The sequence below is a fragment of the Devosia sp. genome, from assembly GCF_017744655.1.
Lineage (GTDB): Bacteria > Pseudomonadota > Alphaproteobacteria > Rhizobiales > Devosiaceae > Devosia.
This window is the reverse complement of record NZ_JAGIAW010000014.1, coordinates 106,130-125,981: the sequence shown is the minus strand read 5'-3', so window position 1 is coordinate 125,981 and position 19,852 is coordinate 106,130. Positions and strand designations below refer to the sequence as shown.

At 61.7% G+C, this 19,852-nt stretch carries 14 protein-coding genes and 1 riboswitch; of the genes, 10 read left to right on the top strand and 4 right to left on the bottom strand.

From position 1 onward, the window contains the following. Window positions 1-32 precede the first annotated feature (32 nt). Window positions 33-1,325 (bottom strand): extracellular solute-binding protein, encoded by a 1,293-nt coding sequence (locus J7557_RS20265; RefSeq protein ID WP_291422057.1) that lies wholly within the window; start codon window positions 1,323-1,325, stop codon window positions 33-35. 196 nt (window positions 1,326-1,521) lie between these two features. Here J7557_RS20265 and J7557_RS20260 point away from each other — a divergent pair, with 196 nt between their 5' ends. Together J7557_RS20260 and J7557_RS20255 are read left to right on the top strand one after the other, a co-directional pair. Beyond that, window positions 1,522-2,529 (top strand): Gfo/Idh/MocA family oxidoreductase, encoded by a 1,008-nt coding sequence (locus J7557_RS20260; RefSeq protein WP_291422055.1) that lies wholly within the window; start codon window positions 1,522-1,524, stop codon window positions 2,527-2,529. Window positions 2,530-2,581: 52 nt separating this feature from the next. After that, a complete protein-coding gene (locus tag J7557_RS20255; RefSeq protein WP_291422053.1) occupies window positions 2,582-3,547 on the top strand; it encodes a LacI family DNA-binding transcriptional regulator in 966 nt (321 codons plus the stop codon). Between the two features lie 13 nt (window positions 3,548-3,560). Here the strand turns inward: J7557_RS20255 and J7557_RS20250 are convergent, their stop codons facing one another. The 3 genes from J7557_RS20250 to J7557_RS20240 form a co-directional block, all read right to left on the bottom strand. Further along, a complete protein-coding gene (locus J7557_RS20250) occupies window positions 3,561-4,352 on the bottom strand; it encodes a metallophosphoesterase (RefSeq protein ID WP_291422051.1) in 792 nt (263 codons plus the stop codon). Window positions 4,353-4,376: 24 nt separating this feature from the next. Next, window positions 4,377-5,627, bottom strand: a complete 1,251-nt coding sequence (locus J7557_RS20245) for an HAD family hydrolase (RefSeq protein WP_291422050.1) — start codon at window positions 5,625-5,627, stop codon at window positions 4,377-4,379. Window positions 5,628-6,222: 595 nt separating this feature from the next. After that, entirely contained in the window at window positions 6,223-7,254 is a 1,032-nt protein-coding gene (locus J7557_RS20240; RefSeq protein WP_291422048.1) for a LacI family DNA-binding transcriptional regulator, read from the bottom strand. Between the two features lie 248 nt (window positions 7,255-7,502). Here J7557_RS20240 and J7557_RS20235 point away from each other — a divergent pair, with 248 nt between their 5' ends. The 8 genes from J7557_RS20235 (at window position 7,503) to J7557_RS20200 (ending at window position 19,742) form a co-directional block, all read left to right on the top strand. Beyond that, window positions 7,503-9,494: an ABC transporter substrate-binding protein gene (locus tag J7557_RS20235; protein WP_291422046.1), complete on the top strand. Its 1,992-nt coding sequence runs from the start codon at window positions 7,503-7,505 to the stop codon at window positions 9,492-9,494. A gap of 209 nt (window positions 9,495-9,703) precedes the next feature. Continuing rightward, entirely contained in the window at window positions 9,704-10,696 is a 993-nt protein-coding gene (locus J7557_RS20230; RefSeq protein ID WP_291422044.1) for an ABC transporter permease, read from the top strand. Window positions 10,697-10,734: 38 nt separating this feature from the next. Continuing rightward, window positions 10,735-11,853 (top strand): ABC transporter permease, encoded by a 1,119-nt coding sequence (locus tag J7557_RS20225; protein ID WP_367272924.1) that lies wholly within the window; start codon window positions 10,735-10,737, stop codon window positions 11,851-11,853. A 4-nt stretch (window positions 11,854-11,857) separates the two neighbouring features. Then, entirely contained in the window at window positions 11,858-13,924 is a 2,067-nt protein-coding gene (locus J7557_RS20220) for an ABC transporter ATP-binding protein (RefSeq protein ID WP_291422040.1), read from the top strand. 86 nt (window positions 13,925-14,010) lie between these two features. Next, window positions 14,011-15,150, top strand: coding sequence for an iron ABC transporter permease (locus J7557_RS20215; RefSeq protein WP_291422038.1), 1,140 nt, complete (start codon window positions 14,011-14,013; stop codon window positions 15,148-15,150). Further along, a complete protein-coding gene (locus tag J7557_RS20210; RefSeq protein WP_291422036.1) occupies window positions 15,147-16,172 on the top strand; it encodes an ABC transporter ATP-binding protein in 1,026 nt (341 codons plus the stop codon). Before J7557_RS20215 ends, J7557_RS20210 begins: the two co-directional genes overlap by 4 nt. Next, entirely contained in the window at window positions 16,169-17,353 is a 1,185-nt protein-coding gene (locus tag J7557_RS20205; protein ID WP_291422035.1) for an ABC transporter substrate-binding protein, read from the top strand. The genes J7557_RS20210 and J7557_RS20205 overlap by 4 nt, the downstream gene beginning before the upstream one ends. Before the next feature lie 74 nt (window positions 17,354-17,427). Further along, a riboswitch (cobalamin riboswitch) is annotated at window positions 17,428-17,621 on the top strand. A gap of 198 nt (window positions 17,622-17,819) precedes the next feature. Then, a complete protein-coding gene (locus J7557_RS20200; RefSeq protein WP_291422033.1) occupies window positions 17,820-19,742 on the top strand; it encodes a TonB-dependent siderophore receptor in 1,923 nt (640 codons plus the stop codon). Window positions 19,743-19,852 lie beyond the last annotated feature (110 nt).

Sequence of the window (19,852 nt, the reverse complement as noted above, 5' to 3'; positions counted from 1 at the left end):
TCCGGGGCATCGGAGGAGGAATCCGACGACGCCTATTTCACCGCTTCGTCGCCGAGCGTCTGGCGAACGTGATCGACGAGGATCTGCTGGGCGCCGGCCGCATCGGTTTCCTTGCGCAAGAGGGCTTCGGTGGCGCGTGCCACGCCTTCCGACACGACGGACATGCCGGTTGCCTGCTTGAGATAGGTACCGTGGTTGGCAGCAGCCTGGATCGGCACCAGCTCGGTCAGAGCCTGGAAGCGCGGGTCCCTCTGCACGGCATTGCTGGCCGGGATATTGCCGATGCGGGCTGCGGTTTCGATCTGGTTTTCAACCGAACCGGCTTCGAGCAGCGCCTTCTTGGCGAGTTCGAGATTGGCGGCCTTGGCGTTGACGGCCCATGGAGCACCAAGGTTGGCGAGCACGAATTCGCCACCGTTCTGGCCGGGGTCAGCCCAGGTGCCCACGACATTGGTCACATCCGGGATCGGGTTGCGGCTCTCGCGGCCCCAGTCGAAAATGTAGCACCAGGAGCCGCAAGTGGTCGCCGCCAGCTCGCCACTGGGGAACATTTCATACTTCGGGATCACCCACGGCTCAGGCCCGAGCAGCGGGTCGACCGGCATCAGGTCGGCGTCGATGAGGTCCTTGTAGAACTGGAACACATCGCGCACGCCCTGGCTCGTCAGGTCGAATTTGCCGTCGTCGGTCACGAGCTGCGGGGTCGAGGAGCCGATAATGAGGTGCGAGAAGCCTTCGTCGAAGGCGCCGCCGCCCCAGCTCACGCCGGCGGGGAACAACAGGCCGAACGAGCCGGTCTTTTCCTTGATTTCCTTGGCGCGTGCGAGGAGATCAGCCCAGTCCTTGGGCTGTTCGGTCGAAATGCCGGCCTTTTCGAGCACGTCGCGACGGAAGTAGATCTGCTGAATGCCCAGGATGTAGGGGGCCACATAAGTCTCGCCATCCGGGCTCACGGCGAGCTGCTTGGCGACATCGACGAAGTCGGCATATTCGGGCCAGGCGGCGAGTTCCGCGCCGACCGGAGCAAGATAGCCGGCGGCCACCATGTCGGCGACGTCGGCAGCGCTCGGGATCGAGAACAGGTCCGGACCATTGCCCGCAGCCAGCTCGGTGAGGAGCTTGGTCATATAGTCTTTGTCGGGCGCAGGATATTCGACGATTTCGACGTCGATCCCGAGATTTTTCTCGATGCGCTCGGCAGTGGGGGTGAAGGCGTCGATGCCGGCCTGACCGTGCAAAGCAACGCGGAGAGATTCCGCATTGGCCGTACCGGCGAGCAGGCTCAAAGCGATGGCCGCCAGGCCACCTGCAACAAGTTTGTTCACAATTTCCTCCCTGGCGGCGCGTCGGCGCCGCATGTCTCTTAGCGTGACGACACAAATGTACACGCTTACATTTTACCCACAAGATGAAATCGAACGTTCTTTCCATTTTTCAGAATGGCAGAATTTTTCGTTCATTTTGACGTTTGCGGCTGGGCAAAACCTCATGTACACGTCTCCAAAATGGAGGATTGCGAACATGGTTTTGCGTTTGGGAGTCATTGGTGCGGGCCTGAAGGCGGCCGACTATGCCAAGGGCTGGGCGGCGATGGCGGATGTCAAAATCGTTGCCACGGCCGAAGTGAGCGAAGTCTCGCGCAAGCGGTTCGCCGACACCTGCGAAGCCGCAGGCGCTCAGCGGCCCGCCGAATATGGCAATGCCGAAGAGATGCTCGCCGCCATGCAGGGCCAGATGGATGCGGTCTATGTTTCCACGCCGCACGTCTTCCACGGTGCCAATGCCCTGGCCGTCGTCGAGGCCGGCTTTGACCTGCTTCTCGAAAAGCCCATGGTCACGACCGTCGAGGAAGCCCTGGCGCTGGCCGAAGCCGAGAAGCGTACTGGTCGCACCGTGGTCATCGCTTTTCAGGGCGGTCTCTCTCCCCTCGTTCACGACACCAAGAACCGCGCCCGCCGTGGCGATTTCGGCGACCTCGTCAGCGTCAATGCCTCCATTTGGGAAGGCTGGGCCAAGAACTATGCGGGGCAGTGGAAGCAGAACCCGGCCATCTCCGGCGGCGGCTTCATGTTCGACACCGGCGCACACATGATGAACACGGTCTGCGTGCTGGCCGATGCCGAGTTCGAGCGCCTGTCGGCCTATGCAAACAATCGTGGCCTCGCGGTCGATCTGGCGACTGCCGTGGCCGCACGACTCAGCAATGGCGCGCTCGTCACGTTCAATGCCGCTGGCGACGGTCCCCCGGGCTGTGCTTCCGCCATCACCTTCTTCTACACCAAGGCCATTGTCCGCATCGATGCCTGGGGCGGCTGGCGCGAGGTCACCATTGAGGGTGTCGCCGAGCCGCGTGAGGAAAACGAGATTCGCGATACTCCGATGCAGACCTTCCAGGCTGTCCGCGACGGACGCCTCGAAAATCCTTCGACGGTCGCCAATGGCCTGCGCTTTGCGCGTCTTTGGGATGCGATCAAGGCATCTGTGGCTGGCGACGGCACGCCAATTGCCATAGAGGTGTCACACTCCTGACACTCAACGGAACGCGGCCGGCATGCGAAGTAAAGGGCTGACATCAGTACAATTGGCGAAGCTCGCCGGCGTCTCGTCAGCCACCATTTCGCGTGCCTTCACTGCCGATTCACTGATCAAGCCCGAAACGCGGGCGCGCATTCTCGCGCTCGCCGATGAACACGGATATCGCCCCAATGCAATGGCGCGCTCGCTCAATATGAGCCAGTCGCGCCTCGTCGCCCTGGTGGTCAATACAGTTGCCAATCCGGCCGAAGGGGAAGGTCTGGATCAACTGGTGCATCGTCTGCAGGCCCGCGAGCGCATGCCGCTGCTGCTTTGCTGCGCCAATCACGAAGACCGCAACCAGTTGATGCGCATCGCCTCGGCCTATCGCGTCGATCATGTCGTGCTTTACTCCGACGCCGTTTCGATCGATGACGCCGCCGATATTTTTCGTTCCGCCACTCTGATTGTTGCGTCCTCCGAGCCTTTGCAGGGCCGTGCCGTTTCCGACGTGCGGCTCGACGCATCTGCCGCGACGCGCCAGGTTGTCGATCGCCTCGTTGATATGGGCCGCCGCCATTTCGTCTATCTCTCAGGCCGTTCTTCGAGCCATATCGACAAGCAGCGCATGAGCTGGTTTTCCGACGCCCTCGAAGCCCAGGGGCTTGCCTTCGACGTTGTCGAGCACGGCGACTATTCCTATGAATCCGGCTATAAGGAAGCCGTTCTCCTGCTGCGCCGCGCTCGCCCCGACGTCATCGTCTGCGCCAACGACCTGATGGCGATCGGGGTCAAGGACGCAGCATCGCTCCTCAATATCCGCGTGCCCGAAGACCTTGCTATCGTCGGCCACGACGGTGTCGCGCTCGCCAATTGGGAAGCACATTCCATAACCACGATCATGCCGTTGGAAGGCATGGTCAGCACCGCTCTTGCCGAGATCATAGACAGGGACCCGACGGAGCCCCCCATGCAGCGTGTGGTCGACTGCGTTGTGCGCTGGGGTCGCTCGACGCCGGAGTTGCCGCGCTAGGTCTTTGGAACGGCTACAGATTCTCCAGAAATATCTCGGTATTGCCGTCGATATAGTCGTCGAAAAGCACGGTAGTGCTGTCTTCGGTGCCGATTACATAGGCCATCTGCCCGGGACCGGTGAGGCGACGCATGGGGACGTGCGGCTGGTCGACCGTGCATTGATAATGCCCGCCCGAAAGCGTGGTGAAAGCGATGCCGTGCCAGGTGGCGGTGGAGGTCAGGTGGACGTGGCCAGCGATGACCTGACGGATATCTGGATGGGTTTTGAGCGCGTCGATAAAGGCGCCGGGTTCGAGGATGCGGATGTCGTCGGATTCGATATGCAGCGCATTGGCATTGTGGTGCAGGATGACGATGACGGGGCGATCCGCAGCCTCGTCGAGGCGGGATTTCAGCCAGTCGATCTGTGATGCGGTCAGCACACCATCGACCCGGCCGGGTTCGGACGAGTCGAGGAGGATGATGCGGTAGCCCTTGATATCAAAGGCTTTATCCACCTTGCCGGTTGCGGCGATGTGGCTGGCGCCGAAGACCTCAAGGAAGCTATTGCGATCGTCGTGATTGCCGAGCGTGATGTGCACGGGGATCGGAATGCGATCGATGATGGCCTTGAGCCGCTCATAGGCGGCCGGTTGACCGAGGTCGGCAAGATCCCCGGCCAGTACGCAGAAATCGGCATTGCCATAGCGCGCCGTGATCGCCTCGACCGCCTGTTCGAAGCGGGCGCCGGTGTCCAGCGTGACCGACAATTCGCCCTCGGGCATGACATGCAGGTCGCTGAGCACGAGGAATTTCAAGGTCACGGCGAATCGCTCCGAAAATGGCTGTCATGCCGCCGGTTTAATCGGGTTCATGTGACATCTTGCCATTTGCCGTTCGATTTCTTCAAGAAGCGTGGGGAGTTCGCCAGGGGTCCGGATCGTGTAGCGCGGGACTTCATCCTCGTTCGCCGGAATGTGGCTGCGCTTCTTGGACCAGCTTTGCCAGATGCTGACGATCCCCAGCCGGTTGGCGCCGCCGATATCGCGCTCGAGGTGATTGCCGACCATGACGATGTCTTTGGCGTCGCTTTCGGCAAGGCCAAGCGACGATATGGCCTTTTGGAACATGCGCGCGTCGGGCTTTTCGCAGCCTTCCGCCTCGGAAATGACCTGCGCGTGGAAATGCGGTTCGATGCCATGGCCGCCGAGGATCGTGGCAAAGCTGCGGACGCGGCCGTCGGCGACGAGGGCAAGGCGATAGCCCTCGTTGGTGAGGGCGTTGATCATCTCCAGAGCACCGGGGATAAGTCCGGCCTCGATGACATAGCCCTCGGCGTCGAAGATTTCGGTGGCTTCATTGACCAGCGTGTCGCCGCTATCGAGAAACACAGCTTTGAGAAGAGGTTGCTGCTGCCGCACCTCGGCCAGAACCGTCCGGACTCGGCCTGGAATCCAGGCCATGAGATCTGCCCAGGACGAAAATTCGACCGAGGATAGATCGAAACGCTGGTTGAAATGAACCGAAGGCAGGAAGGCGCGGGCCTGCAGGTAGCGTTTTACCGCGCGATGGTCCTCCGCGGTGAGGCCATCGAGGGCGGCGCGGAACATGTCGTTGACGAGGATGGTGTCGCGGCCGGCCAACTCCTGGCAGCAGAGGGCCGTCACCTTGGCGGCGGGCAATTGGCCTTCGGGGGTGGCGGAAAAGGCGTGCTTGCCGGGGGCGGAGACCAGAGTCACGCGGCCGTTTTCGAGGGGAAGCGCACCGTCTTCCTGCACCATGGGAAAGATGCCGCCATGGGCGCTGGCCTCGACGGCGACCACACGGTCTTCTGCGTCGAGCTTGAGCCAGATGTGCTCGAGCTCATAGAGGTGCTGGATGTCCCAGTCCCACCAGATGGCATATTCGACGACCTTGGCGATGCCTGGGCCGAAGGTGATGTCGAGCGCCGCAGAGGGCGAGCGGCAGGGTTCGGTCAACACCGAAATGCCGACGCGGCCGGGCAGAAATGGCTCGTTGTCGCAAAAGCGGATGACGGGGGCCAGACGGCGAGCGAGTTCGATTTCCGCTGCGGTGGCGGCCCGGATTGGCGAGGACATGAGACTTCCCTTTGACGATCGGCTGTCGCTGGCAATCTTGTAATCGTTTTCAAGATTATACCGCAAGAGGCGTTGGCTGTTAAATTTGCAAAAGATGCTGTTGCTGGTCTGACCACGTTTTTCGATAGGCTGCATTCCCGTCGTGCCCAGTATAACGGAGGTGGGTGGGGCGGGGATAAGCTGATGGTTTGGCCGCGCGCTGGTGGGCCGGCCGGGCAAGAGGCGTCGGGGACTTGGAGGGTGGGCCCGGGCAGGGCCTTCGCGCTCCCGTCGGGGGCATTAGCGAAAGCGGGAGTCCCGGCGTAGAAGCAGAGATTCCCGCTTTCGGGAGAAATGCTGCCGTGGTTGAGAGGGTCTCGAAAATCTTGAGCGAGCGGGTTCGCGTGTGCCGGGAACGTGTTTGTCTTGGGCACTCATCGAGCTACCCCCCGCACTTGCCTCGGGCTTGACCCGAGGTCTCAACAGCGCAAGTGCCGTGGCTTCTGCACTGGCTCTCGGGTCGGGCCCGCGCCAGCATCGTGGAGATGAAAACTGCGCGGATGAACCGAACGATCGGCCTGAATAATCCGCTGGGCCTGGGCGGGCGATGGGGCCCTTAGATCTCCAGCGGAATGGTCGAGGCACGCTGGATGAGGGTGTTTTCCAGAACGACCTGGCGCGGCGATTTGCTGGCTTCGCGCATGTGGTCGATCAGCGTCATGGCGGCGATCTGGCCCATTTCGTGGATCGGCTGGGCGATGGTGGAGAGCGTGGGGAAGGTAACGGCGGATTCGAGGACGCCGTCATACCCCAGAATCGACAGGTCGCGCGGTAGTTCGAGGCCAAGCGCGTGGGCGGCGTGCATGACGCCGATAGCGAGCATGTCGGTGGTGCCGAAAATGGCCGTGATACCGGGACTGCCTGTGATCATGGCCTGGCCCGCTTCGCGGCCCACTTCAAAACTGGCGGTGTCGAAAGGATGCGAGAAGACGATCTCGACATCGTCGGCAAGGTCGTGTGCCGCCTGGCGGATGCCGCGAACGCGCTCGCTGCCGACGTCCTGGCTGCCGCCGCGCTGGGCGATGCCGCCGGCGACAACGCCGATCTTGCGGTGGCCGAGCTCGATAAGGTGGCGCATGCCCTGATAGCCGCCCGAAAAATTGTCGCAAACCACGGAGCTGATCGAGGCGATCTTGGGCTTCATATCGACGAAGGCGACGGAAACGCCGCTTTCGCGCAGGGTTGAGACCTGCTTGACGGTGCGTGCAGTGGTGGCGGAGGGGCGGATGATGATGCCCTGTACCCGCATGTCGAGCATGGTTTCGAGATAGGCCTGTTCGCGGTCGGCATCGCCATTGGTCGAGCAGAGCAGCACGCGGTAGCCCTGGTCGAACATGGTGGTTTCGATGGCATAGGCGAGCGCGCTGGAGAAGGGTGTGCGCTGCTGGCGCAGCAAAACGCCAACGATATTAGACTGTTGCGTGCGGAAGGAACTGGCGAGGCCATTGCGGCGATAGCCCAGTGCGTCGATGGCCTTGTTGACCGCGTCGCGAACTTCCGGACGCACATGTGCGTAGCCGTTGACCACGCGCGACACGGTGGCGATCGACACATCGGCCAGCTTCGCGACGTCTTTGATGGTTACCACTTGGTTAGCACACTGTTCACATCAGGGGTGACGGAAAGGCCTTTGCGATAGCACTTTGCGAAGCGCCCGACCATGTCGATTTTCCTAGCTTGTATTGAAAACGTTTACAAGATAGCGTCACTAAACCGATAGATGTGGGTACTAGTGACGAGGGGCAAAAGCACCCTCAGGAAGGTGAGGCTTCCGGCTCCAACCCACCGGCCGGGCCTCGGAGGATGCGAAGTGTTCAATTCGTGGGAGGGAAGCAAATGCAGAAGGTACGTTTTGGCCTAACGAGGCTCATGGCAGCATCGCTGCTGTTGAGCGCATCGACTTTGCCTGGCGCGGTGGTTTTGCCGGTTCAGGCGCAGGATAACGCCGCGGTTTGCGCGAGCGGTTTTACCGAAGCGCCGCAACTCAAGGCTCTTGTCGATGCAGGTACGCTGCCGCCGGTGGCGGAGCGCCTGCCGATCGAGCCGCTGGTGATTCAGCCGGCCAAGGAGATCGGCACCTATGGTGGCCAGTTCATCGATAGCTGGGGCGGCGGTAATATCGCCGATATCCGCCAGTTCGGATACGAGCCGCTGGTGCGCTGGAGCGTCGATGGCTCGGAAGTCGTGCCCGGCGTCGCCAAGGCTTGGGATGTGAGCGAAGACGCGCGCACCTACACTATCTATCTGCGCGAAGGCATGAAGTGGTCGGACGGCCAGCCCTTTACCGCCGACGACATCCTCTTCTGGTGGGATCGGGTCGAGAACAATCCCAAGGTCATGACCGGCGGGCCGCGCGCCGAATGGAAGAATAACGGTCAGGCGCCGACCGTCACTAAGGTCGACGACTACACCGTGACCTTCGCCTATGCCGAACCCAATGGCCTGTTCCTGCAGAACCTCGCCGGCCCCTATGGCCAGCGCGCCGTGCAGTTCGCCAAGCACTATCTCGAGCAGTTCGACATTGACGCCAATCCCGATGGCGTGGCCAAGCTGATGGCCGATGCCGGCCAGACCGATTATGCGGCCTGGTGGAAGGCCAATGTCGGCACCTATAACGACGCCGCGCAGTTCAACGACCCGAAGCGCCCGTCGATCCATGCCTGGATCGGCACCGATACGCTTCTGGGCAAGGAACGCCTGACCTATGTCCGGAATCCCTACTACTTTGCGGTCGATCCCGAGTGCCAACAGCTTCCCTATATCGACGAGCGCGTCTGGGCGCTGGCGGCCGATCCGGAAGTGACGCTGCTCCAGGCGATCCAGGGCAATATCTCGATGTCGCCCCGCAATGTCTCCATTCCGCAGAACCGCGCCGTGTTCTTCGACAATCAGGAGGCAGGCGACTATCACCTCGTCAATGCCAGGAGTTGCGACTACAACACGGCCGTGCTCGCCTTCTCGGTGAACAGTGCCGATCCGCGCAAGGCAGCTGTGTTTTCGAGCCCCGATTTCCGCAAGGGCGTTTCCCTGGCCATCAATCGCCAGGAAATCATCGACACGGTCTATCTCGGGCAGGGCGAGGCCTTCCAGCCCGCGCCGCTGCGTGACTCCCCGTTCTTCAACGAAGCCATGGCCAAGGACTTTACCGAGTTCGACCTGACCAAGGCTGCCGAATATCTCGACAAGATCCTACCCCTGGGGCCGGACGGGGTGCGCGTGGGCCTCGATGGCCAGCCGTTCTCTTTCGCCGTCGACATCAATGCCGACTTCAAGCCGGACACGGTTGACGCCTTCCAGCTCATCGAACGTACCTGGAAACAGGCCGGTCTCGATGTGCGGCTCAATTTCCATGCCGATGGCGTCTATCGCAATGCGCTGGCCGACGCTGCATCCGACGCCGGCGTTTGGGTGGGCGAGAATGGTTGCGGTCAATTGCCGCTGCTCAATCTCGGCCGCTTCATGAATGACTACGGTGGCTGGCAGCTCGGCCACTGGGACGGCTGGGCGGCCTGGGACAAGCAGCGTCTTGATCCCAGTGCGAGCCTGCCCGAAGGCGTGACCCCGGTGGAACCGCCCGCCAATGTCGCCCGCATGTATGAACTGCGTTCGCTCATTCCGACCAAGATCGGCGACGAGCAGGCCGCGCTGATGAAGGAGTTCACCGACCTTGCGGCCGAAGAACTCCTCGCCATCGGCGTCGCCACCCCGGCGGGCTTCTACCGGTCGGTCAAGAACGAGGTGCACAACGTGCCGGACGAACTGATCGAAGGCTGGCTCTATCCGGGCCCGGCGCCGTCGAACCTGTCGACCTATTTCATCAAGCAATAGGTCTCGCCCTACGGATGGCCACGCCAGGGGCCATCCGGCATCGGCCGGTCTCTCTTCACTCCCTGCAGGGGCCGGCCGTCTCATTGATTGCCACGCATTGCCGTGATCTCGCCGGGTTCGTTCAACCCCCGATGTCATTCCCGCGAAAGCGGGAACCTCCGTTTTGACGGGCGAGGCAGGGTCCGTGGCGTGAAGTAGAGGAGACCGGTATGGGCTCATTCATTCTGCGCCGCATCATCTATGTGATCCCAGCGCTCATTGCGGTTTCGCTCATATCGTTTCTCGTCATCGCCGTACCGCCCGGCGATTTCGTCGACCGGCTCGCCGAGGAAGCGGCCAAGAAGGGCGATATCATGCCGCTCGCGGAAATCGAGGCCATGCGCCGGGCCTATGGGCTCGATCAGCCGCTTCTCGTGCAATATTGGAGCTGGATCACCGGCGTCGTGCTGCGCGGGGATTTTGGCTATTCCTTCGGCTGGAACCTGCCTGTCAAGGAAGTCATCTGGCCGCGCCTTGGGCTGACCGTGGTGCTGTCGCTGGCGAGCCTCCTCTTCGTCTGGGTCGTCGCCATTCCCATCGGCATCTATTCGGCGGTGCGCCGCTATTCGGTCGGGGACTATATTTTCACCTTTCTGGGATTTCTCGGGCTGGCCGTGCCCAATTTCCTGCTGGCGCTGGCGCTGATGTATGTCGCCTTCGCCTGGTTTGGGCAGGATGTGGGCGGACTCTTTTCGCCCGAATATATCGAGGCGCCCTGGGGCTGGGGCAAGTTCACTGATCTCATGGCCCATCTCTGGTTGCCCATGGTGGTACTGGGCACGTCAGGCACGGCCAGCGTCATCCGCGTGATCCGGGCCAACCTCATCGACGAATTGCACAAGCCCTATGTCACGGCGGCCCGCGCCAAGGGCAAGGGCGAGTTTGCCCTCCTCATGAAATATCCGGTGCGCCACGCAATGAACCCCTTCGTTTCCGGGCAGAACGACATTTTCGTCGACATCGTTTCGGGCGGCACCATCGTGGCAATCGTCATGGGCCTGCAGACCACGGGGCCGCTGCTGATCAAGGCCCTGATGGAGCAGGACATGTACATGGCCGCCAGCTTCATCCTGATGCTGAGCGTGCTGGTGGTGGTGGGGACGCTGCTGAGCGACCTGCTGCTCGCCTGGCTCGATCCGCGCATTCGTTATCAGCAGGGGTGAGGGCTGGCATCATGACCACGTTTGACGAAACCAGCGGCATGGTGTCACCGGCGCAGGAAAAACGCCGGGGACAGGGCTTTGAGGGGCATTGGGCCCTGGTCTGGCGCAAGTTTCTGCGTCACAGGCTGGGCGTGCTTGGCGGCATCATCGTGCTACTCGCCTATGTCGTTGCCGCCATTCCCGACTTTCTCGCGCCAGTGACGCTCGAAGCCTATAATCCGGCCTATGCCTACGCGCCGCCGCAACAAGTGCATTTGGGCGTTTCAACCGAGGACGGCTGGCAGTTCCGCCCGCATGTCAACGCGTACAAGACTGTCGTCGACTACAATTCAGGCCGCCGCATTTTTACCGCCGATCCGGAATCGATCATCGATATCGGCTTTTTTGTCGTCGGCGAGCCCTACAAGCTCTTTGGTTTCATTCCGGCTGCCCGGCATCTGTTCGGGCCGGTCGAGGTGGGACAGCCTTTTTACATCTTCGGTGCCGATCGGTTGGGGCGCGATATCCTGAGCCGCACGATCTATGGCGCGCGCATTTCCATGACCATTGGCTTGCTGGGCGTTGCGGCGAGCCTGGTGCTGGGCATTCTGATCGGCGGGGTTTCGGGGCTCTTCGGTGGCGTGGTCGACAATGTCATCCAGCGGCTCATCGAATTCGTGCAGTCGGTGCCTGCCATCCCGCTCTGGATCGGGCTCGCGGCGGCTATTCCGCGCGATATTCCGCCTTTGCAGGTCTATTTTTTCATCACCATCATCCTCTCGGTACTAGGCTGGACGAGCCTGGCGCGTGTGGTGCGCGGGCGGTTCCTCGCCATGCGCAACGAGGATTTTGTCAAAGCCGCGCGACTCGATGGCTGCGGGCCGGTGCGCATCATTTTCCGGCATATGCTGCCGAGCTTTCTGAGCCACATCATCGCGACCGTGTCGCTGGCCATTCCCGGCATGATCCTGGCTGAGACGGCCCTCAGCTATCTCGGGATTGGCCTGCGCACGCCCATCGTGAGCTGGGGCGTGCTGCTGCAGGAGGCGCAGAATGTGCGCACCATCGCCTCTGCACCCTGGCTGCTGCTGCCTGGCGTGGCGGTGGTGATCGCGGTGCTGGCGCTCAATTTCCTCGGCGATGGGCTTCGTGACGCCGCCGACCCCTATGCGGACTAAGACCATGGAAAATCTCGTTGAAATCCGCGGGCTGCGCATCACCTTTGCCGGAGCCGTCGATGTGGTGCAGGGGCTCGATCTCGATATTCCGGCTGGCAAGACACTGTGCCTCGTGGGCGAAAGCGGCTGCGGCAAGTCGGTGACGGCCAAATCCATCCTGCAGGTAATCGATCATCCTGGCAGGGTGTCGGGCGGCTCGATCAATCTCAGGCAAACCGACGGTTCGGTGCTCGATATTGCCAAGACCAAGCCGACCAGTCCGCTCATGCGACAGGTTCGTGGCGGCGATATCGCCATGATCCACCAGGAGCCGATGAGCTTCCTGTCGCCGCTCTACACCATCGGCAACCAGATCAGCGAAGCGCTGATGCTGCATCGCAAAATCAGCGAGAAGGACGCGCGGGCCGAGGGCATAAAAATGCTCGAAGAGGTCGGCATGCCCGACCCGGCGCGGCGGTACGACTCCTATACGTTCCAGCTTTCGGGCGGGCAGCGGCAGCGGGCGATGATCGCCATGGCGCTGATCAACAAACCGCGGCTGCTCATTGCCGACGAGCCGACGACGGCGCTGGATGTGACGACGCAGGCCAATATCCTGGATCTTCTCGGCGAGTTGCAGCGCGAGACGGGCATGGGGGTGTTGTTCATCACCCATGATCTCGGGGTCGTTGCCGAAATCGCCGACGAAGTGGCGGTGATGTATCTGGGCAAGATTGTCGAGCGGGCGCCGGTCAGGGAGCTGCTGGAGAACCCCAAGCATCCCTATACCAAGGGGCTGCTCGCCTCGATGCCGCGGCTCGATGGAGACTTCAAGGCGCCGCTGAAAGCCATTCCCGGCATGGTCCCGCCGCCAGCCTTGCGGCCGGCCGGATGCTCGTTCCATCCGCGTTGCGAATGGGCGCGGAAAGACATGTGCGGGCATGTTGCGGTGCTCGAGACCGATCTCGGTGCGAACCATATGGTCGCCTGTCATGCCTATGGACCGCAGGCGCACAAGTTTTCGCGGGTGAGCAAAGTCGTCGATGTGGGAGCGCCGGTCGCTGTGGCGAAAAAGGCGGTAGGAAAACCGCTGCTGAGCGTCAGGAACTTGCACAAGCATTTTGCCATTCGCGCCGGGTTCTTCCAGCGTCAGGTCGGAGCGGTGCGGGCGGTCAATGACATTTCGCTCGATGTGTTTCCGGGGGAAACCTTGGGTCTCGTCGGCGAGAGCGGTTGCGGCAAGTCGACCTTGGGGCAGACGCTTGTCGGTCTGCATCGTGCCGATAGCGGCGAGGTGCAATTTGCCGATATCGATGTGCGGGCGGCCAAGGGCGCCGAAGCGAAGCAATTGCGGACAGATATCCGCATGGTGTTTCAGGATCCGACCGGTTCGCTCAATCCGCGTATGCGGGTACGCGACATCATCGGGGAAGTGCTGCAGGTCAATGGCAATCACTCGGCGGCCGAGATCGAGGAGAAGGTGCAAGGCCTGCTCGCTCGCGTCGGCCTCAGCCCCGACTATGCCGAGCGCTACCCGCATGCCTTTTCCGGCGGGCAGCGCCAGCGCATCGCCATAGCGCGGGCGCTGGCCTCCGACCCGAAGCTGGTGATCGCCGATGAGGCGGTGTCGGCGCTCGACGTTTCGGTGCAGACCCAGATCATCAACATGATGAAGGAGCTGCAGGCCGAACTGGGGCTGACCTATGTCTTTGTCAGCCACGACCTCGGCGTCATTGCCAATATCAGCGACCGGGTGGCGGTGATGTATGCCGGGCGGATCGTGGAACTGGGCGAGACCGACCAGATTTTCCGCAATCCGCGACACCCCTATACCGAGGCCTTGCTGGCGGCCATTCCTGGCCGCGGGGCGCGCAAGACAGGGGCGCGTATCCGGCTGACGGGGCATGTGCCGGATGCGGCAAAGCCCCTCGCGGGCTGTGCCTTTGCCGATCGCTGCCGCTACGTCACCGACGCCTGCCGGGTGAATGTGCCTGAGTTGCGCGGGGAGGGGAATCACCTAGATGCGTGCCTGCGCTCGGAGGAACTGAAACTGCGGTCCGTATCCCAGACGGAGGCGCTGGTATCAGCCTGACTTGAGGCGCGCTTCTCACAGAAATTCGCGATAATCGCTTTTCGCGCATCGCAAGATTGCGCTTTTGGCCTTACCAACAGACGATCATGTCGATCTGGCCCAGCGGTTTTCTGATGGCATTCAATCACCAAGAGCAGCGCGGGAGCGGCAATTACGACCTGGACATTCCGGCCATGGCGGCGTCGATGCGGACCCGCCACACCTTGGTGCTCGCTCTTGCCCTCTTCTTGCTTCTTGTGGCTTTTGTCGCCGCGATTTGCCTGGGGTCGACGGCAATCCCGCTGCAATCGGTGATCGGCGCTTTGAGCGGCCAGCTTGCCAATGGCAATCCGGATTTTGACATTGTGCTGTCCATTCGTCTGCCGCGCGCCATAACGGCATGCCTCGCCGGGGCGGCGCTCAGCGTTGCGGGCCTCCAGATGCAGACACTGATGCGCAATCCGCTGGCGGATCCTTTCGTGCTTGGCATCACTTCGGGCGCGAGCCTGGGCGTGGCGCTGGTTGTTCTTGCCTCGGGCAGCACCATAGGGGCGTTTCTGTCGAGCGGCATGGGTCTTGGCGGCGGCTTTGCCATTGTCGGGGCGGCCACGTTGGGCGGCCTCCTGGTGCTGGTGCCGGTGCTGGCGATTTCCGTGCGACTGCAAAATCCATCCACCGTGCTGATCTTCGGATTGATGACGGGCTATGCCGTCTCGGCCTTTGTCACCTTGCTCGTGGCGGGGGCGCGGCCGGACCAGCTCGAGCGCTGGATCGCCTGGGGGTTTGGCTCATTCAGTGCGGTGACCTGGACCGAGTTGCAGGTGCTGGCGCCTGTGGCGATGCTGGGCCTCGTGGTCGCTTGTGTCAGCATCAAGCCGCTTAATGCGCTGCTGCTGGGCGAAAACTATGCGCGCTCCATGGGTCTTAATACCCGGGCGATGCGGCTCGTGACCATGGCGGCGGCGTCCATGCTCGCCGGCGTCGTGACGGCCTTTTGTGGGCCTATCGGCTTTCTCGGCGTGGCGGTGCCGCATATGGCGCGGGCCATGCTCAAATCGTCGGACCATCGTGTGCTCGTGCCGGCGACGATCCTGCTTGGTGCGCTCACGGCGCTTCTGGCACAGCTTGTTTCGCTTCTCCCGACCAATCTTGGCGTGCTGCCACTCAATGCGGTCACGGCGCTGATTGGCGCCCCGGTGGTTGTGTTTGTCATCCTGCGGTCGCGAAACGGGGTTTTTGCGGGATGAGTGCTTCTCTTCAAACCCATGATCTTGCCGTTGGCTATCGCAGCCACGGCAAATCCCGGACCGTCTTGCGCAACATCAATGTGCAGGTCTCTCCGGGCGAACTCGTTTGCCTCCTCGGCGTCAATGGTATCGGCAAATCCACCCTGATGCGGACACTGGCCGGGATGGAGCCGGCGCTGGGCGGGTCGGTAGCGATCAATGGTGCCGACATCACCCGCATGTCGCAATATGACCTTGCCCGCAGTGTCGCTGTCGTGCTCACCGAGCGCGTTGCGGTCGGTTCCATGCCGGCTTTCAAGCTGGTCGAGCTGGGGCGTTACCCGCATGTTGGCTGGTCGGGGCTTCTTTCCGATGAGGATCGCGCGATCGTCCGCGACGCGGTCATTGCCGTCGGTGCGGAGCACCTGGCGCATCGCGAGATCAACGAGCTTTCAGATGGCGAACGCCAGCGCATCATGATCGCCCGCGCGCTGGCCCAGCGGCCCGCCGTGCTGTTGCTCGATGAGCCTGCGGCGTTCCTTGACGTATCGGCGCGCGTCGAAATTGTCGCTACCTTGCGGCGGCTGGCGCGGGAGCGGAATGTTGCGGTTGTTCTCTCGAGCCATGATCTCGACCTGTCTCTGCGCATGGCCGATACGATCTGGCTGATCGATGGGGCAGGGCGGATGCATATCGGCGCGCCCGAAGATCTGCTTGCCGATGGCAGTATCAGTGCCGCTTTTTCGGGCCCCAATATTGCCTTTTCCGCTGGCGACCGTACGTTCAAAATTCGTGAGCATCCATACGGCAAGGCTTTTGTCGGCGGCACAGGCGAAGGCGTCAGCATGGCTCGGACCGTGCTGGAGCGCGAGGGTTTTGAAATCGCCCATTCGCCCGAAGGCGCCCTTGTGGTGGTCGCCATTGACGCCTCCGGCTGGCACGCACGGGGTCGGGCGGGCAATGGTAGCGGCACTCGCTTTGCCGAACTTGCGCGTTTCGTGCGCGAGGAAACCGGCGTAATCGCAATGGAAGCTCAACAGTGACCAGTCGTCGTCTTTTCATTGCCGGTGTCGCCCTTCTGGCATTGACCCTGCCGGCCTCTGCGGCCTTCGATGCCCGGGGCTGCGTCACCGACTTCAAACCCGGGACCGACTATTTCTCTGTAAAATCCAGCGCCGACTATGCAGACAATTTTTCGGTCGCCTATTTCGACCACTACAAGGTGGTGACGGTCGAGCGCCCCACGCCTGGCGGGCAGAGGGAAACCTATGTGCTGGTGCAATGCGGGGCGCCCGAACCGGACCTTGGACCAGAATTTGCCAATGCGCCGCGCATAACCGTGCCGGTTCATTCGCTCTTTTCCGGCAGCACGTCGCAAAGCCCGGCGCTTGTGGCCATCGAGGCGGTGGACGCCGTGACTGGAGTGGCGCGGCGGGATTTTATCGCCACGCCCGAGCTGATCGAGCACATGCAGCAGGCCGAGGTCGTCGAGTACGAGACCTCGGGCGTGGTCAATGTCGAGGCGGTTGTCGCGGCGGCGCCCGATGTGTTCATGGCTGGCGGCGGTGGCGAGGCAGAGGTGCAGCGTCTGGCGGCAGCGGGTGTGCCGGTCATCAATTTTGCCGAATGGCAGGAGACTTCGCCGCTGGGACGGGCCGAATGGGTCAAGTTCATGGGTCTGTTCTTCAACGCCGAGGGCAAGGCGAACGCGGCCTTTGCCGATGTGGTCGAACACTATGATGCGGCTTTGGCGCTGGTGGCCGACGTGCCGGAAAGCGAGCGGCCGCTGGTGCTGAGCGGGCAGGCTTTTAACGGCGTCTTCTTTGCTGCGGGTGGGAAGTCCTTCATGTCCCGGCTGATCCAGGACGCTGGTGGCCGCTATGTTTTTGCGGATGACGCCAGCACCGGCAGTTTTCAAATTCGCGATCTCGAACGGCTGATCGTGGCGGCGCAGGATGCAAAGGTCTGGATTCAGGCTTCGATCCACTATTTCACGCTCGCCGATATCGCGGCAGAAGACCCGCGACTGGCGGCGCTGCCGGCTGCCCAAGCAGGCCAAGTTTGGATACCGGACGCTCTCAAGGGGCCTAATGGTGGGGTGCAGTTCTATGAGCTGGGAAGCATGCGGCCGGATATGGTGCTGATGGACCTCATATCCATCCTGCATCCGGACAAGACACCGGGCTACGAGCGCGTCTTCAATCGCTCGATCACGCTCGACTAGTGTCTGAGGGAAGGCCGCTGTTGAAACAGATATAAGGAGATCCTTATGTCGTTGACTCTTAATTGTGTCTTCACCATTCTCGCTCCGTCCATGGTCCCCGCGAGGGGATAATAGGGAAGCCGGTGGGGGAGCGATCCCCAGTCCGACGCTGCCCCCGCAACTGTAAGCGGAGACGAAGCCTCTTTGTCCACTGGCCGGTTTGGCTGGGAAGGCGAGGTTTCGGCCTGATCCGCAAGCCAGGAGACCTGCCATGGAAACGGAATCCATTTCAGGCTGATCGGGCGGATCGGCGAGAGGACCAGATCGATGAAGACAAATCGCATCCGCTTTCTTTCGGGCCGCTGACCGCGGCGCCTATACACAAGACTATTCCAGTTTTTCTCAGCCCGCGCGTCCCGCCAGCCGTTTGTGCCCAATCGCACCCGCTGGAGCCCGCTGAGCGATCCCGCCCAAGAAAGCCTCCTTCATGCGCCTCAAGCCCCACGTTTCGTCTCTTGCCCTTCTCACCGCCATGCTTGCCACGTCCCTGCCGGCAGCGGCACAGGAGACTACTCTCGACGTCCTCCGCATCACCGCCGCCGGCCTGACGCCGTTCGAGGAGCAGGAGATCGGTCGGTCGTATACGGTGATCGATGGCGACAAGATCCAGTTGTCGGGCACGCCCTATGTGGCCGATATTCTGCGACAGGTGCCGGGTTTTGCCGTTTCTCGCACAGGCTCCGTAGGCAGCAAGACCCAGGTTCGCGTTCGTGGCGCCGAGGGAAACCATGTCCTCGTATTGATCGATGGCGTGCCCGTAAGCGAAACTGCCGACGGGGAATTCGATTTCGGCAGGCTGCAGGTGGCCAATGTGGAACGCATTGAAATCCTGCGTGGCCCGCAAAGCGCCTTTTGGGGTGCCAATGCCATGGCCGGTGTCATCAATATCGTCACCCGGTCGAGTGCTGATTCAGGCCTGCATGGCAGCCTCTCCGGTGAATTTGGCAGCGACGGAACCAAGATGACCAGCGGCTCGCTGGCTTATGGTCAGGACAATTTCAACGCTTCCGGTTCGCTCACCTTGCGTCATACCGATGGCTTCAACATTTCTTCGCTGGGCAGCGAACTGGACGGCGCGAGCCACATCGACGCCAATGCCCGGTTCAGCGCCGAAATCACGCCTGAGCTAACTCTGGACGGCACGGTGCGCTACGGGCGCATGTATGCTCAAACCGACTGGCAGGATTTCAGCAGCATCGTGCAGGACACGTCCGACACTGGCAAGGTCAACGAGCTGTTCGGCTCGCTTGGCCTTGGCTGGGTCAGCGAAGATGGCATCTGGTTCCAGAACGCACGCATTAGTGCCGGTACCACGGAGCGCATTTCCACCAACCGGTTCGACGCTGTCTCAACCGCCTATAACGGGGACCGGTACAAGGCCTCGTACCAGGTCGGACGGAATTTCGACACGCCCGATTTTCTGGACAGCACACACACCGTTACGTTCGGTTATGATCTCGTGCACGAAACGTTCCAGCGGCTGAATTCGACCTCGATTACCGATCCGAGCATGCTCGAACTCAAGCAGCGCACCACTCATTCCCTGATCGGTGAATATCGTGGCACTTATTTCGACCAGCTCTATCTGACGGCGGCTCTGCGGCACGATTTCAACGACAATTTTGCCGATGTCACGACCTATAGCGCCAGCGCTGCGTGGCAGATTCCCAATACCGGCACCAAGCTGCACGGTTCTGTGGGCACAGGCTCGACCAATCCCACTTTCTATGAACAGTTCGGCTCGGTGCCCGGCTCCTTCACGCCCAATCCCAACCTTGTTCCCGAAACGAGTTTCGGCTGGGATGTCGGCGTCGAGCAAAGCCTATTGGATGGGATGGTCGTGGTTGATGCCACCTATTTCAACCAGACGCTCGAAAACGAAATCCTGGAAGACGGCTGGGCGCCCAGTACGGTGATCAACCAGACGGGGACGAGCACGCGCCAGGGTGTAGAACTGTCGGCAAGCGTCAACATCGTCAGCGGTTTGACGGCTGGGGTGACCTACACCTATCTCGATGCCCAGGAACCCAGCGGTAAGCGCGAAATCCGCCGCCCCCAGCATTCGGCTGCGGTCAATCTCGCTTATAAGCTCGAAGAGATCCCGCTGACCCTGCACGGCGAGGTCGTCTTTGTCGGTAACAACATGGATGACGACTTCAGCACTTGGCCGGCCACGGCCGTCACCCTCCCCGCCTATACAGTCGTCAATGCCGGTCTCAACTATCAGGTCAGCGATCAGGTGGAAATCTACGGCCGCGTCCATAACCTCTTCGACACCAAGTACCAGGAAGTTTTCGGCTACAACACGCAGGGCCGTACTTTCTACGCAGGCGCTCGCGCCAAGTTCTGACCCGGCCCAAACCGGGGTGACAGCCACTGAAATGTGAAGCCGGCGCGCGACCCAGGTCTGCGCCGGCGACATCTTCACGACTCTGCCTTGCTGCACCATATCTCGCTTGG